Raw genomic sequence first — 14559 nt, forward strand, 5'->3', positions numbered from 1 at the left:
GCCGATCAGGCGTACAGGGGGTTGATCTTGTCGACGTTCAGGCCGTACTTGGCAATCGCCTCGGCCACCTTGGCGGCCGGCAGCTTGCCTTCGTCAGCCAGGGACTTCAGCGCGGCCACGACCACGTAGTGACGGTTCACCTCGAAGTGCTCACGCAGCTTGGAGCGGAAGTCCGAGCGGCCGAAGCCGTCGGTGCCCAGCACCTTGTACTCGCGGCCCTTGGGGATGAAGGCGCGGATCTGGTCCGCATAGCTCTTCATATAGTCGGTGGCGGCGATCACGGGGCCCGTGGTCTTGGACAGCTGCTGGGCCACGAAGGACTGGCGCGGCGTCTCGGTCGGGTGCAGCAGGTTCCAGCGCTCCACGTCCTGGCCTTCGCGGGCCAGCTCGTTGAAGCTGGGGCAAGACCAGATGTGGGCATCCACGCCCCAGTCGGCCTTGAGCAGTTCCTTGGCGGCGATGGATTCGCGCAGGATGGTGCCCGAGCCCAGCAGGTTGACGCTGAGCTTGGCACCCGCGTCGGCGCCGTCCAAGAGGTACATGCCCTTGAGGATCTCGGCCTCGGTGCCGGCCTTCAGGCCCGGCATGGCGTAGTTCTCGTTGAGCAGGGTCAGATAGAAGAACACGTTCTCCTGGTTCTCCACCATGCGCTTCAAGCCGTTGTGCATGATCACGGCCACTTCGTGCGCGAAGGTGGGGTCGTAGGAGATGCAGTTCGGGATGGTGCCGGCCAGGATGTGGCTGTGGCCGTCCTCGTGCTGCAGGCCTTCACCGTTCAGCGTGGTGCGCCCCGAGGTGCCGCCCAGCAGGAAGCCGCGGGCCTGCATATCGCCGGCGGCCCAGGCAAGGTCACCGATGCGCTGGAAGCCGAACATCGAGTAGTAGACGTAGAACGGGATCATCACCCGGTTGTTCGTCGAGTAGCTCGTGGCGGCGGCGATCCAGCTGGCCATGCCGCCGGCCTCGTTGATGCCTTCCTGCAGGATCTGGCCGGCCTTGTCCTCGCGGTAGTACATCACCTGGTCCTTGTCGACCGGGGTGTAGAGCTGACCCTTGGGGTTGTAGATGCCGATCTGGCGGAACAGGCCTTCCATGCCGAAGGTGCGGGCCTCGTCCACCAGGATGGGCACCACGCGCGGGCCCAGGGCCTGGTCGCGCAGCAGCTGGGTCAGGAAGCGCACATAGGCCTGGGTGGTGGAGATCTCACGGCCCTCGGCGGTGGGCTCCAGCACGGCCTTGAAGGTCTCCAGCGAAGGCACGGTAAAGCTCTCGTCGGCCTTGACGCGGCGCTTGGGCAGGTAGCCGCCCAGGGCCTGGCGGCGCTCGTGCAGATAGCGCATCTCGGGCGTGTCGTCGGCCGGCTTGTAGTAAGGCAGCTTGGGCAGCTCGCTGTCGGGGATGGGGATGCCGAAGCGATCGCGGATGTACTTGATGTCCTCGTCCGAGAGCTTCTTGGTCTGGTGGACCGTGTTCTTGCCCTCGCCGGCCTTGCCCATGCCATAGCCCTTGACGGTCTTGACCAGCAGCAGGGTCGGTTGGCCCGTAGTGTTATGGTGGGCCTTGTGGAAGGCGGCGAAGACCTTCTCGGGCTGGTGGCCACCGCGGCGCAGCTCGAAGATCTCCTCGTCGCTCATGTGCTCGACGAGCTTGGCGGTCTCGGGGTACTTGCCGAAGAAATGCTTGCGGACATAGGCGCCGTCATTGGCCTTCATGGCTTGATAGTCACCGTCCACGGTTTCCATCATCAGCTGCTTGAGCTTGCCGCTCTTGTCGCGGGCCAGCAGCTCGTCCCAGCCCTTGCCCCAGATCAGCTTGATGACGTTCCAGCCGCTGCCGCGGAACTCGCCTTCCAGCTCCTGAATGATCTTGCCGTTGCCGCGCACCGGGCCGTCCAGGCGCTGCAGATTGCAGTTGATGACGAAGACCAGATTGTCCAGGCCCTCGCGCGCGGCCAGGCCGATGGCGCCCAGGCTTTCGGGCTCGTCCATCTCGCCGTCACCCATAAAGGCCCAGACCTTGCGGTTGGCGGTGTCGGCAATGCCACGGGCGTGCAGGTACTTCAGGAAACGGGCCTGGTAGATGGCCATCAGCGGGCCCAGACCCATGCTGACGGTGGGGAACTGCCAGAAGTCCGGCATCAGCTTGGGATGCGGGTAGCTGGACAGGCCCTTGCCGTCCACCTCTTGGCGGAAGCTGTCCAGCTGCTCTTCGCTCAGGCGGCCTTCCAGGAAGGCGCGGGCATAGATGCCGGGGGAGCTGTGACCCTGGATGTAGAGCAGGTCACCGCCGTGGTTCTCGCTCTCGGCATGCCAGAAGTGGTTGAAGCCCGCACCCAGCATGGAAGCCAGGGAGGCGAAGGAGCCGATATGGCCGCCCAGATCACCGCCATCGGCCGGGTTCAGGCGGTTGGCTCGCACCACCATGGCCATAGCGTTCCAGCGCATATAGGCGCGCAGACGCTTTTCGATCTCGATATTGCCCGGGCACTTGGCTTCCTGGTCCGCGGGAATGGTGTTCACATAGGCCGTGGTGGCCGAGAAGGGCACGTCAATGCCGGCCTGGCGCGCATGGTCGATCAGCTGGTTCAGCAGGAAGTGGGCGCGTTCACCACCCTCCTCGCCGATCACGGCCGACAGTGCATCCAGCCATTCCTTGGTTTCGAGGGCGTCGGTGTCATGGGCTGCACCGGGGAAAGACTGCGGCTGAGCAGACATGCTTGTCTCCTGTTGTCTAGGGATCAGGGCACGGCACACACGTGGTTCGGCCCGAATTTAGAGGCTGATGCCAAAACTTCGCCGCGAGTGTCGCACAGCCCCGCGGATTTTTCCAAATAGCGCGAATCGTTTTCGTATTATGAAATTTACGCCACTTGCATTCGCAAAGCGGCGGCATCGCTGGCCTGGATAATCCGCCCACCATGCTCTCCCGCTTCGAATTCAAGAACCTCAGCCGGCGCGCCATGCTGCCCGTTCAGCGCCTGCTAGCCGCCTGGTGGCGACGCCAGTCGCCGGCGCGTCAGGACCGCTTCGCCACCCTGGGTCCGCTGATCTCGGTGCTGCTCTTCCTGGCGGCCATCATCCTGGCCTTCTGGTACCTGCGGAACGAGGAAATCGAGCGCGAAACCGAGGCGGTGAAACGCGATACCGAGATCGCCCAGCAGCAGATCCGCCTGCGCCTGATCGAGAACCAGGAGCAACTGGTGCGCATCGCGCGCGAGATCGTGACCCGGCAGATCGATGCCCACGAGTTCAGCGCCCAGGCCAGCACCTTCGCGCGCGAGCGCCCCGAGATCACCCATGTGACCTGGCTCTCGGCTCGCCGCGAGCGCCGCGCCAGCGTCAGCGCCGCCGGCTTCCAGTCCGAAACCCTGATGAGCGGCGACGGGCGCGACCCCTCCATGCCCGTGGCCGACCAGAGCAACGCGGCGGAGCTGGCCTTCCAGGCCGCGCGCGAACGGCGCCAACCGGTCTACTCCACCCCGTTCTCCGACTACAACAACCTGACCGTCTTCCAGGTCCAGGTGCCCCTGCTGGACCGCACGGGCTTTGGCGGCGTGCTGATCGCCGAATACTCGGTCGAAGCCCTGCTGCGCTACTGGGTGCCCACCGAGGTGGCCTCGCGCCACCCGGTTTCGGTGCTGGACAGCCGCGAACACACGGTGGCCAGCACCGTGACGCCCATGCCGGGCCAGCGGGTGCAGCGGGCCTCCATCCTGCATGACGTGCCCCTGACACCGGCACTCAACGGCCTGATTCTGCGCGGCCAGGGTTACCGGGTCTCCATCGGCCTGATCTCCAACACCCTGTTCTGGATGGTGGTGGCGCTCTCGGTGCTGACGGTCTGGATGCTGCTGGGCACCTGGAAGCACATGCGCCGCCGCCTGCAGGTGCAGAACGCCCTGGCCAGCGAGACCAATTTCCGCCGCGCCATGGAGAACTCCATGCTCACTGGCATGCGCGCCATGGACATGGAGTCGCGCATCTCCTATGTGAACCCGGCCTTCTGCGCCATGACGGGCTTCTCCGAGGCCGAGCTCATCGGCCGCAAGCCCCCCTTCCCCTACTGGCCACCGGACCGCTACGAGGAAAACCTGCGCCTGCAGCAGCAGGAGGTGCAGGGCCGCAGCCCGGCCGGCGGCGCCGAGGTGCGCGTGATGCGCAAGGACGGCACCATCTTCGACGCCCGCATGTATGTGAGCCCCCTGATCGACCACAAGGGCAAGCAGAACGGCTGGATGGCCTCCATGACCAATATCACCGAGGCCAAGCGCGTGCGCGACCAGCTCAGCGCCTCGCACGAGCGCTTCACCACGGTGCTGGAGGGGCTGGATGCCGCGGTGTCCGTGCTCTCGGTGCAGCAGGGCGAGCTGCTGTTTGCCAATCGCAGCTACCGCCTGTGGTTCGGCGCCGACCCCAAGGGCCATGCCCTGCTAGCCGGCAACCAGCTGGCCAGCGAGGCCGGCAGCGAGGCCGAGGAGGACACGGACGACTATGCCGGCCTGGCCTCCCAGCAGCTCACCGAGGTGGGCTCGGACCCGCGCGAGGTCTATATTGAGACCCTGGAAATGTGGTTCGATGTGCGGGCCCGCTATCTGCAGTGGACCGACGGTCGCCTGGCCCAGATGCTGATTGCCACCGACATCACCGCGCGCCGCCATGCCGAGATGGTGGCCGCCCAGCAGGCCGAAAAAGCCCAGGTCACCAGCCGCCTGATGACCATGGGCGAAATGGCCTCCAGCGTGGCCCACGAGCTCAACCAGCCGCTCACCGCCATCAGCAACTACTGCAACGGCATGGTCTCGCGGGTGCGTGACGACAATATCCGCAAGGAAGACCTGCTGGCCGCGCTGGAGAAGACCGCCAAGCAGGCCCAGCGCGCCGGCCAGATCATTCACCGCATCCGCAACTTCGTGAAGCGCAGCGAACCGCAGCGCCAGCCCTCCTCGGCCCACAGCATCGTGGAAGACGCGGTGGAGCTGGCCGGTATCGAGCTGCGCCGTCGCCATGTGGCCATCCACAGCTATGTGGCCCAGCGCCTGCCCCAGCTGATGGTGGATCCCATCCTGATCGAGCAGGTGCTGCTCAATCTGCTCAAGAATGCGGCCGAGGCCATCGACAACGCCAATCTGCCTGCCTCGCGCCGCCACATCGAGCTGCGGGTGATCCCCAAGCACACGCCCGAGCTGGGCGGGCATATCGAATTCAGCGTGACCGATATGGGCCCGGGCCTGCCCGAAGAAGTGATCTCGCGCATGTACGAAGCCTTCTTCTCCACCAAGGCCGATGGCCTGGGTATCGGCCTAGGGTTATGCCGGTCCATCGTGGAGTCCCACCAGGGCCGGATCCGTGCGGAGAACCTCTACAATGGCTCGTCCATCGTCGGGTGCCGGTTCGCCTTCACCATCCCCGTGGACATCCCGCGCCCCGAGGCTTCGGGGACTGCCATGAACACTGCTGCGACACCATGAGTCTGATTCCGAAGAAGGGTAACGTCTACGTTGTTGATGACGATGAGGCCGTGCGGGATTCCCTGCAATGGCTGCTGGAAGGCAAGGACTACCGGGTCAAGTGTTTCGACTCCGCCGAGAGCTTTCTCTCGCGCTATGACCCGCGCGAAGTGGCCTGCCTGATCGCCGACATCCGCATGGACGGCATGAGCGGCCTGGAGCTGCAAGACCGCCTGCTGGACCGCAAGAGCCCCCTGCCCGTGGTCTTCATCACCGGCCACGGAGACGTGCCCATGGCGGTACAGACCATGAAGAAGGGCGCGATGGACTTCATCGAGAAGCCCTTCAAGGAAGACGAGCTGCTGGCCCTGGTGGAGCGCATGCTCGACCAGGCACGCGACGCCTTCTCCAGCCACCAGGAAGCCGCCAGCCGCGACGCCCTGCTCTCGCGTCTGACCACCCGCGAGGCCCAGGTGCTGGAGCGCATCGTGGCCGGCCGCCTGAACAAGCAGATCGCCGACGATCTGGGCATCAGCATCAAGACGGTGGAGGCGCACCGCGCCAACATCATGGAAAAGCTCAACGCCAACACCGTGGCCGATCTGCTCAAAATCGCACTGGGCGCACCGGCCAAGGCCTGATCCACGCACACACCCATGAGGCCGCTTTGAGCGGCCTCTTTTGTTTTTCCGAACGGAGTACCGACCCATGAGCGCACAACTGATCGACGGCAACGCCCTTTCCAAGCAACTGCGGGGCGAAGTGGCCCAGCGCGCCGCCGCGCTGACCGCCCAGGGCGTGAAGCCCGGTCTGGCCGTGATCCTGGTGGGCGAGAACCCGGCCAGCCAGGTCTATGTGCGCAACAAGGTCAAGTCCTGCGAGGAGGTGGGCTTCCACTCGGTGCTGGAGAAGTACGAGGCCACGATGAGCGAGGCCGAGCTGCTGGCCCGCGTGGATGCGCTCAACAAGGATCCGAGCATCCACGGCATCCTGGTCCAGCTGCCCCTGCCGGCCCATATCGACGACCACAAGGTCATTGAAGCCATCTCCCCGGCCAAGGACGTGGACGGCTTTGCCGTCGAAAGCGCCGGCGCGCTGATGGTCGGCGAGCAGGGCTTCAAGGCCTGCACCCCCTATGGCTGCATGAAGATGCTGGAGAGCATCGGCATGAAGGACCTCAAGGGCAAGCATGCCGTCGTGATCGGCCGCTCCAATATCGTGGGCAAGCCCATGGCCATGATGCTGCTGCAGGCCAATGCCACCGTCACGATCTGCCACAGCGGCACCAAGGACCTGGGCGCCATGACCCGCCAGGCCGATGTGATCGTCGCGGCGGTGGGCAAGCGCAATGTGCTGACCGCCGACATGGTCAAGCCCGGCGCCGTGGTCATCGATGTGGGCATGAACCGCAATGACGAAGGCAAGCTCTGCGGCGATGTGGACTTCGAGGGCGTGAAGCAGGTGGCGGGCTGGATCACCCCCGTGCCCGGCGGCGTGGGCCCCATGACCATCACCATGCTGCTGGTCAACACCCTGGAGTCGGCGGAGCGCGCCGCCGCGGCCCGCTGATGACAACACCGCCGCGTCGTCCACGGCCGCTGCGCGCGGGTGACCTCGTGGCGCTGTGCGCGCCCTCCTCCGGCGTGGAACCAGAACTCTTCCCGCGTCTGGAGCGCGCCATCGCCGCGCTGCAGGCGCGTGGCCTGCGTGTGCGCGAGGGGCAAACCTTGCGCCGCGAGTACAAGCAGTGCAGTGCCCCGGCGGCCGAGCGCGCCGCCGAACTGCAGGCCCTGCTGCTGGACCCCGAGGTGGCGGCCGTCATGCCACCCTGGGGCGGCGAGCGCGCCATCGAGCTCCTGCCCCTGCTGGACTTCGAAGCCCTGGCCGCGGCCGAGCCCAAGTGGTTCAGCGGCTTCTCCGATCTCAGCACCCTGCAGCTGCCTCTGGCCCTGCGCGCCGGCTGGATGAGCCTGCATGGCCCCAATCTGATGGAGCTGGGGGCGGAAGCACTGGACGAGACCACGGCCGCGATCTGGCCGACCTTGTTCCAGGGCGACCCGCTCCTCCAGTGCGCCTCCAAACTCTGGCAGTCGCAAGGCCCTGACTGGCGCACCGAACCCGGCGCTGGTCGAAACCTGAGCGAGCCCACCCGCTGGCGCCGCCTGGACGGCGGCACTGAAGCACTGCTGCTGCGCGGCCGCCTGATCGGCGGCTGCCTGGACACGATTTCCCGTCTCGCGGGCACCGCTTATGGGGATCTGCGAGGCTGGGCCCAGCAGCCCGGCATCGGCCCGCACCTGCTGTTCCTGGAGAACTGCGAGATGGCGCCCTGTGAGCTGCTGCGCGCCCTTTGGAGCCTGCGCCTGCACGGCTGCTTCGAGGGCGCGGCCGGGGTGCTGATCGGCCGCCATGCGCCCTCCGCGGTCACGGCGCCTGAACGGCTGAGCCATGAGGAGGCGGTGCGCGAAGCGCTGTCCGACCTGAGCCTGCCGGTACTGATCGACGCCGACATCGGCCATGCGCCACCCCAGCTCTCGCTGATCCAAGGAGAATGGGCCGCACTGCACTGGGCCCCCGACCGGCTTGAGTTGCGCCAAGGATCCGCCATCTGAGATCACGACCGTCCTCACCGGATATACCTGGGACGACCCAAGCATCAGCGCCAAAATGAACCCCGCCCGTGACATTGCCTTGATCGACCAGCTGCTGGCCCAACCTGCGGAGACAGCTTGGCTTGAGTTCAAGGGCAGCAACACTGACCCTGAGATGATCGGCACCCAAGCGGTGCTTTATGGCCCTCGCAGCTTTGCGGAGATGACGCAGGACGAGCGGGTGCGAGCATGCTATTTCCACGCTGTGCTGAAATTCCTCAGTGGTGACAAGATGAAAAATGCAAGCCTCTGTGCACGTCTCGGGATTGCAGCCAAGAACGCGGCGCAGGCCTCAGCAGTAATCAGCAAAACGCTGGATGCGGGCCTGATCCGGGTCGCTGACCCGGAGCATCCCCGCGCTGGCTACCTGCCGCACTGGGCCTGACGTTCTTGATCGGGTTTTGATTTTCTTCAGTGCAGGAGTCTGCCTTCAGATTTTTTCCATTACAAATCAAGGACTTGGCTCAAGAAGATCGGCTGGACTTTTCTTGATCGGGTTTTGATCGATCCGCCTCGTCTCTGCTTTAGCGCATCACAAGCCATCTCACCGCCATGAACACCAACCCCCTGCTCTCCACCGCCCCCCTGCCCGCCTTCGCCAGCATCCAGCCCGAGCACATCCAGCCGGCCATCAGCCAGTTGCTGGACGAGGCCAAGGCCGCCCTGGCTCAGGCCACCGACGCGGCCACGCCGGCCGACTACGACACCCTGGCCCGCGTGCTGAGCGTGGCCACCGAGCGCCTCTCCCATGCCTGGGGCGCCGTGGGCCATCTGAACGCCGTGGCCAACACGCCCGCCCTGCGCGAGGCCTACAACGCCATGCTGCCGGCGGTCACCGAGTTCTACACGGCCCTGGGCGCCGACGAGCAGCTCTACGCCAAGTACAAGGCCATCCAGGCCCAGGCGGCCACGCTGAGCCCGGCGCGCCAGCAGGCGCTCAAGCACTGGATCCGCGACTTCGTGCTCTCCGGCGCCGAGCTGCAGGGCGCCGCCCGCGATCGCTTTGCCGCCATCCAGGAAGAGGCCGCCGAGCTGGGCCAGAAGTTCTCCGAGCATGTGATGGACGCCACCGACGGCTTCGCCCACTACGCCAGCGCCGAAGAGCTGGCCGGCGTGCCGGCCGATGTGGTGGCCAATGCCCGCGCCGCGGCTGAGGCCGAAGGCAAGGCCGGCCACAAGCTCACCCTGCACTTCCCCAGCTACTTCCCGGTGATGCAGTACGCCGAGAACCGCGCCCTGCGCGAGACGCTCTACCGTGCCTATGTCACCCGCGCCAGCGAGCTGGGTGCCCAGCCCGAGCTGGACAACAGCGCCCTGATGCAGCAGCTGCTGATGCTGCGCCAGGAAGAAGCCCAGCTGCTGGGCTTCAAGAACTTCGCCGAGGTCTCCCTGGTGCCCAAGATGGCCCAGTCGCCCGAGCAGGTGCTGGACTTCCTGCGCGACCTGGCCGGCCGCGCCCGCCCCTACGCGGAGAAGGACCTGGCCGAGATGCGCGAGTTCGCCGCCGCCAAGCTGGGCCTGGCCGAGATGCAGGCCTGGGACCAGGCTTATGTGGCCGAGAAGCTCAAGGAAGCCCGCTATGCCTTCAGCGACCAGGAGGTGCGCGAGTACCTGACCGTGCCGCGCGTGCTCAGCGGTCTGTTCGACATCATCCAGCGCCTCTTCGATGTGAAGATCATCGAGAGCCAGGCCGAGGTCTGGCACGAGTCGGTCAAGTTCTACCGCCTGGAACGTGCCGGTCAGCTGATCGGCCAGTTCTACCTGGACCTCTACGCCCGCCCGGGCAAGCGCCCCGGCGCCTGGATGGATGAGGTGCGCAGCCGCTGGGCCCGCCCCGAGGGTCAGTTGCAAACGCCGGTGGCCCAGCTGGTGTGCAACTTCGCCTCGCCCGCCGGCGACAAGCCCGCCCTGCTGACGCATGACGATGTCACCACCCTCTTCCACGAGTTCGGCCATGGCCTGCACCATCTGCTGACCCAGGTGGACGAGCTGGGTGTCTCCGGCATCTCCGGCGTGGAATGGGACGCGGTGGAGCTGCCCAGCCAGTTCATGGAGAACTTCTGCTGGGAGTGGGAAGTGCTGCAGCAGCTCTCCAGCCATGTGCAGACCGGCGAGCCCCTGCCGCGCGCGCTCTACGACAAGATGATCGCCGCCAAGAACTTCCAGAGCGGCCTGCAGACCCTGCGCCAGATCGAGTTCGCGCTCTTCGACATGCGCCTGCACGCGGAACCGGGCCAGGAGCAGTCCGTGCAGCAGCTGCTGGACGAGGTGCGCGCCGAGGTCTCGGTCAACCCGCCGCCGGCCTTCAACCGCTTCCAGCACAGCTTCTCCCACATCTTTGCGGGCGGCTACTCGGCCGGCTACTACAGCTACAAATGGGCCGAGGTGCTGAGCGCCGACGCCTGGAGCGCCTTCGAGGAGGAAGGCGTGTTCAACCCCGCCACCGGCCGCCGCTATCTGCAAAGCATCCTGGAAGCCGGCGGCGCCCGCGACGCGCTCGACAACTTCAAGGCCTTCCGTGGCCGCGAGCCCCGCATCGACGCCCTGCTGCGTCACCAGGGCATGGCTTGACGTTTGCTTCACGCGGCGCCGCCTAGACTTCCTGGTCGAGGAGGCCCCGTGAACCATCGAATCCTGGTCGTCGAGGACCACGCGCCGCTGCGCGCCCAGATCGTCACCCTGCTGCAGGGCGCGGGCTGGCGGGTGGAAGAGGCCAGCGACGGGCGGCTCGCCCTGCAGCTGGCGCTGGAACAGCCGCCCGATGTGCTGCTGCTGGACCTGGGCCTGCCGGGGCTGGACGGTGTCGAGCTGTGCCGGCGCCTGCGCGAGCAGGCCGACCGCCACATCCCCGTGCTGATGCTCACCGCACGCGACGCCCTGGACGACAAGCGCCAGGGCTTCGGTGCCGGCGCGGACGACTACCTGCTCAAGCCTTTTGCCGGCGAGGAGCTGCTGTGGCGCTGCCAGGCCCTGTCGCGCCGCGGCGAGCTGGGGCGCAGCCCGGTGCTGGAGCGTGGGCCCTTGCGCATAGACCGGCGCAGTGGCGAGCTGCGTCTGGAGGGCCAGGTCTTGCCGGCTCTGCCGCGCCAGGCCTACCGCCTGCTGCTGGCCCTGGCCGAGGCCTGGCCGCGGACGGTGAGCCGCAGCGAGTTGCAGCAAACACTCTGGGCCGACGAGCCGCCGGAGTCCGACGCCCTGCGCACGCACCTCTACAACCTGCGCCAGAGCCTGGGGCCGGGGCAGAGCCTGATCAAGACCGTGCATGGCGTGGGCCTACGTCTGGAACTGCCCCAATGACAAGGCGCTACCGAGCCCGCCTGCAACGGCGCCTGATGCTGGCCTTCACCGGCTACACCCTGCTGGTGAGCACGGTGTTTGCACTCTTCGCGATGGCCTGCGTCTATGTCGTGGAAGACCATTTCTTCGACACCGCCCTGCAGCAGGAAGCCCGGCGTCAACAGGCCAGCCGCGCGACCGGCGGCGATTGGCTGGCGCCGCAGCAATCCTTCATCCGCCTCTACCGTCCTGGCGAGGCCTGGCCCGAGGACCTGAGCGAGGCCCGCCAGCGCGAGCCGAGGGCGCATGAGCTCGAGGGACGCGAGGGTCGGCACTACCACCTGAAGCCCCTCGCGCCCGAAGGCGCCTGGCTGGTGGCCGAGGTCAGCAGCGAGCTGGTGGTGCGGCCCATGCGCCGGGAATTGCTGCTCTGGCTGGGCCTGTGGAGCGCCGGCCTGACCCTGCTCGCCCTGGCCCTGGGCTGGTGGCTGGCACGCCGCACCAGTGCGCCCTTGCGACGCCTGGCCCTGACTGTGGCGCAGAGCGAGCCCCGACGGCTGCCCACCGATCTGGCCCAGCATTACGGCGATGACGAGGTGGGCCTGCTGGCCGCCCACCTGGCAGGGCTGAACCAACGCACCCAGGACTTCATCGCCCGCGAGCAGGCCTTCACCCGTGACGCCAGCCATGAGCTGCGCACGCCGCTGGCCGTGCTGGGCCTGGCCTGCGAGGAGCTGCAGCGCCAGGTCTTGCCAGGGCAGCGGGCGACGCTGGACAGCATGGCCGCCGCGATCTGGCAGCTGCAGCAGACCGTGGACCTGCTGATGGCCCTGGCCCGCGAGGAAGAAGCACCCGCCCTGGCCGTGCCCGAGCTGCCGCTTCTGCCCCAGGTGGAGCAGCTGGTGCTGGCGATGGCGCCGCTGCTGGACCGCCCGGGCATCGAGCTGGAGATCGAGGTGGCGGCGACGCTCACCCGCCCCTGGCCGCCGGCCCTGACCCGGCTGCTGCTCAGCAATCTGCTCAGCAATGCCATCAGCCATGGCCGCGGCGGGCGCATCCGCCTGACGGCCGACGCCCAGCAGCTGCGCCTGGGCAATGCCAGCGCGCCGCCGCCCGCGGCCCTGCTGGAGGCCGATGCGGCCGGTCGCCAGACGGGAATCAGGGGCGAAGCCAGCAGCGGTCTGGGCCTGGGCCTGTCCATCGTGCGGCGCCTGGCCGAGCGCCATGGCCTACAGCTGCGGCTGAGCCACGCGGGCGGCTGGACCTGGGTTGCCCCGCAGGCCAGCAGCAGCAGTCTCCCCAGTCGCGACGCCTTCACATTGTCTTGACGCGCTGCGGCCTAGGCTGCGCGCACCGCTGTCCCTCTCGGACTTCGGACACACCAAGATGACACGAAAGAAAGCACTCCGCATCATGGCAAGTCTGCTCGGCATCGCCGCCCTGGCCGGCGCACTCTGGTGGGGCCTGTTCGGCCTCAAGCCCTACGACATCACGCAAGAGGATCTGCAAGCGCGCTATGCCTACAGCCCGCCCGCCAGCGGCTTGCAGATGCAGTTGCAGGCCGCGCCCGAGGCCGAGCACGCCCAATTCCTGCGATTCACCAGCTTCGACGGCAGCGAGGTGCAAGGGCGCATCCTCTACCCCAGTGACCCCACGCAGGCCACCCGGCCCTTCCCGCTGCTGATCGGGCTGCACGCCCTGGGGCGTGGCCATCTGCGTTGGTGGAAGGAAGAGAACAAGGGCCACCCGACCGTGGAGCAGACCCACCGCATCACCGCGATGGCGCTGCAGCAGGGCTACGCGGTGCTGGTGCTGGACGCGCGCCGCCATGGGCACCGCAAGGACCCGCAGCACAGCGTGCTTGAACTGATGAACGATCTGCACCTGTGGGGCAAGCGCGAGCCCTACGAGCGCATGATCGTTGACACGGTGCGCGACTACCGCCTGCTGCTGGACTGGGTGCAGACCCAGCCCCAGCTGGACGCCGGCCGCATCCGCGTGGCCGGCTACAGCATGGGTGGCCAGATGGCCCTGCTGCTGGGCGGCCTGGACAGCCGCGTGGGCGCGGTGCTGGCCATCGTGCCGCCGCATCTGGACAACAAGGTCGCCGCGGTCGCCCCCCGCAACACGGCCTCTGGCCTGGCGGGCAAAAAGGTTTGGCTGCTCAGCGCCGATGACGACGAGTACGCCAGCAAGGCTCAGAACCAGGCCTTGTTCGAGGCCATCCCGGCGCAGGACAAGCACCATCTGCGCTTTCCGGGCGGCCACCTGCTGCCGGCGAACTACGTCGAGGGTCTGAGCGGCTGGTTCTGAGCGCCGGGGCCGGCGGGATCAGGGGCTCTTGCGCTCCTGTTCCTTCCAGAGCTGCACACCGCGCTCCACAAAGCTGAGCATCAGCCGGTTCTGACGCAGCTTGAACATGGCCCGCGTGATGGCGCCGCGCAGTTCCGCAGTGTTACAGACGGAACGATGCGACACCGTCACGAAGAGCTGCTCCTGCGCGACCGGGGTGGGTATGAGTCGCAGACCGCGAATCCCCAGGCGGGCAATAAAGGCCTCGGCCGGGCTGTCCTCGTAGATCAGATAGTCCGCCCGCCCGCGCTCCAGCATCTGCAGGGCCTGATCCAGGCTGCTCACCTTGCTGAGGCTCAGGGACTCGCTAGCAAAGCGGTCAAAGGCCTGACCGAAGCTGTTGTTGATCACGGTCAGCCCCCTGCGCGGGATCAGGTCCTCCCAGCGCTGGTAGGGAAATGTCGCGCCCTCGCGCTGGATCACCACCGAGCGCGTTTCGCGAAAGGGCAGATGCGCGTAGTCCATGTACTCGGTACGCGGCAGGGTGAAGAAGGCGCCGGCGATCATGTCGATGCGGCCGGCACGCGCCTCCTCCTGAACGCGGGCCCAGTTGCCCACATAGCGCAGCTCGATGTTCACGCCCAACTCATTGCCAAGCCAGTCCATCAGCTCGGCATTGGCCCCGACCAGACGGGCCTCGTTATCGGGGTCACGCCAGAGATAGGGCGGGTACTGGGGATTCCCGGAGGCCACCAGGGTCCGGCAGGCCGACTGTGCCTGCACGGTACCCGACAGGCCCAGGCTGAAGAGGATCAGCAGAACAATCGGGGGCAAGCGGTGAATCAGGGGGCGCTCCATCGCGAGACTCCAGCTGCCATGGCGTAATGGCAACGG

General features: G+C 66.9%; 11 protein-coding genes. 9 read left to right on the forward strand and 2 right to left on the reverse strand.

Going from position 1 to position 14559, the window contains the following annotated elements; genetic code table 11:
• Nucleotides 1-5: 5 nt before the first annotated feature.
• Nucleotides 6-2714, reverse strand: coding sequence for a pyruvate dehydrogenase (acetyl-transferring), homodimeric type (gene aceE / locus DFR39_RS08320; protein ID WP_133603099.1), 2709 nt, complete (start codon nucleotides 2712-2714; stop codon nucleotides 6-8).
• A 203-nt stretch (nucleotides 2715-2917) separates the two neighbouring features.
• Here aceE and DFR39_RS08325 point away from each other — a divergent pair, with 203 nt between their 5' ends.
• The 9 genes from DFR39_RS08325 to DFR39_RS08365 all read left to right on the forward strand — a co-directional run bounded on the left by DFR39_RS08325 (nucleotide 2918) and on the right by DFR39_RS08365 (nucleotide 13686).
• Nucleotides 2918-5467 carry a PAS domain-containing sensor histidine kinase gene (locus DFR39_RS08325; RefSeq protein WP_133603100.1) on the forward strand — a complete coding sequence of 850 codons (2550 nt, stop codon included), beginning with the start codon at nucleotides 2918-2920 and terminating at the stop codon, nucleotides 5465-5467.
• On the forward strand, nucleotides 5464-6087 hold the full coding sequence (locus DFR39_RS08330; RefSeq protein WP_133603101.1) for a response regulator transcription factor: 624 nt from the start codon (nucleotides 5464-5466) through the stop codon (nucleotides 6085-6087). The genes DFR39_RS08325 and DFR39_RS08330 overlap by 4 nt, the downstream gene beginning before the upstream one ends.
• 67 nt (nucleotides 6088-6154) lie before the next feature.
• A complete protein-coding gene (gene folD / locus DFR39_RS08335; protein ID WP_133603102.1) occupies nucleotides 6155-7015 on the forward strand; it encodes a bifunctional methylenetetrahydrofolate dehydrogenase/methenyltetrahydrofolate cyclohydrolase FolD in 861 nt (286 codons plus the stop codon).
• Nucleotides 7015-8058, forward strand: a complete 1044-nt coding sequence (locus DFR39_RS08340) for a S66 family peptidase (RefSeq protein ID WP_133603103.1) — start codon at nucleotides 7015-7017, stop codon at nucleotides 8056-8058. Before folD ends, DFR39_RS08340 begins: the two co-directional genes overlap by 1 nt.
• Nucleotides 8059-8113: 55 nt before the next feature.
• Nucleotides 8114-8482, forward strand: coding sequence for a hypothetical protein (locus tag DFR39_RS08345; protein WP_246030751.1), 369 nt, complete (start codon nucleotides 8114-8116; stop codon nucleotides 8480-8482).
• 167 nt (nucleotides 8483-8649) lie between these two features.
• On the forward strand, nucleotides 8650-10668 hold the full coding sequence (locus DFR39_RS08350) for a M3 family metallopeptidase (RefSeq protein WP_133603104.1): 2019 nt from the start codon (nucleotides 8650-8652) through the stop codon (nucleotides 10666-10668).
• Nucleotides 10669-10716: 48 nt separating this feature from the next.
• Nucleotides 10717-11394: a response regulator transcription factor gene (locus DFR39_RS08355; RefSeq protein WP_133603105.1), complete on the forward strand. Its 678-nt coding sequence runs from the start codon at nucleotides 10717-10719 to the stop codon at nucleotides 11392-11394.
• Nucleotides 11391-12701 (forward strand): sensor histidine kinase, encoded by a 1311-nt coding sequence (locus tag DFR39_RS08360; protein ID WP_133603106.1) that lies wholly within the window; start codon nucleotides 11391-11393, stop codon nucleotides 12699-12701. The genes DFR39_RS08355 and DFR39_RS08360 overlap by 4 nt, the downstream gene beginning before the upstream one ends.
• Nucleotides 12702-12786: 85 nt before the next feature.
• Entirely contained in the window at nucleotides 12787-13686 is a 900-nt protein-coding gene (locus tag DFR39_RS08365; protein WP_246030752.1) for a dienelactone hydrolase family protein, read from the forward strand.
• An 18-nt stretch (nucleotides 13687-13704) separates the two neighbouring features.
• Here the strand turns inward: DFR39_RS08365 and DFR39_RS08370 are convergent, their stop codons facing one another.
• Nucleotides 13705-14499 (reverse strand): substrate-binding periplasmic protein, encoded by a 795-nt coding sequence (locus DFR39_RS08370; RefSeq protein ID WP_162849461.1) that lies wholly within the window; start codon nucleotides 14497-14499, stop codon nucleotides 13705-13707.
• Between the last annotated feature and the right edge of the window lie 60 nt (nucleotides 14500-14559).

Origin of the sequence: Roseateles asaccharophilus (assembly GCF_004362405.1) — a bacterium.
Taxonomy (GTDB): Bacteria; Pseudomonadota; Gammaproteobacteria; order Burkholderiales; family Burkholderiaceae_C; genus Kinneretia; species Kinneretia asaccharophila.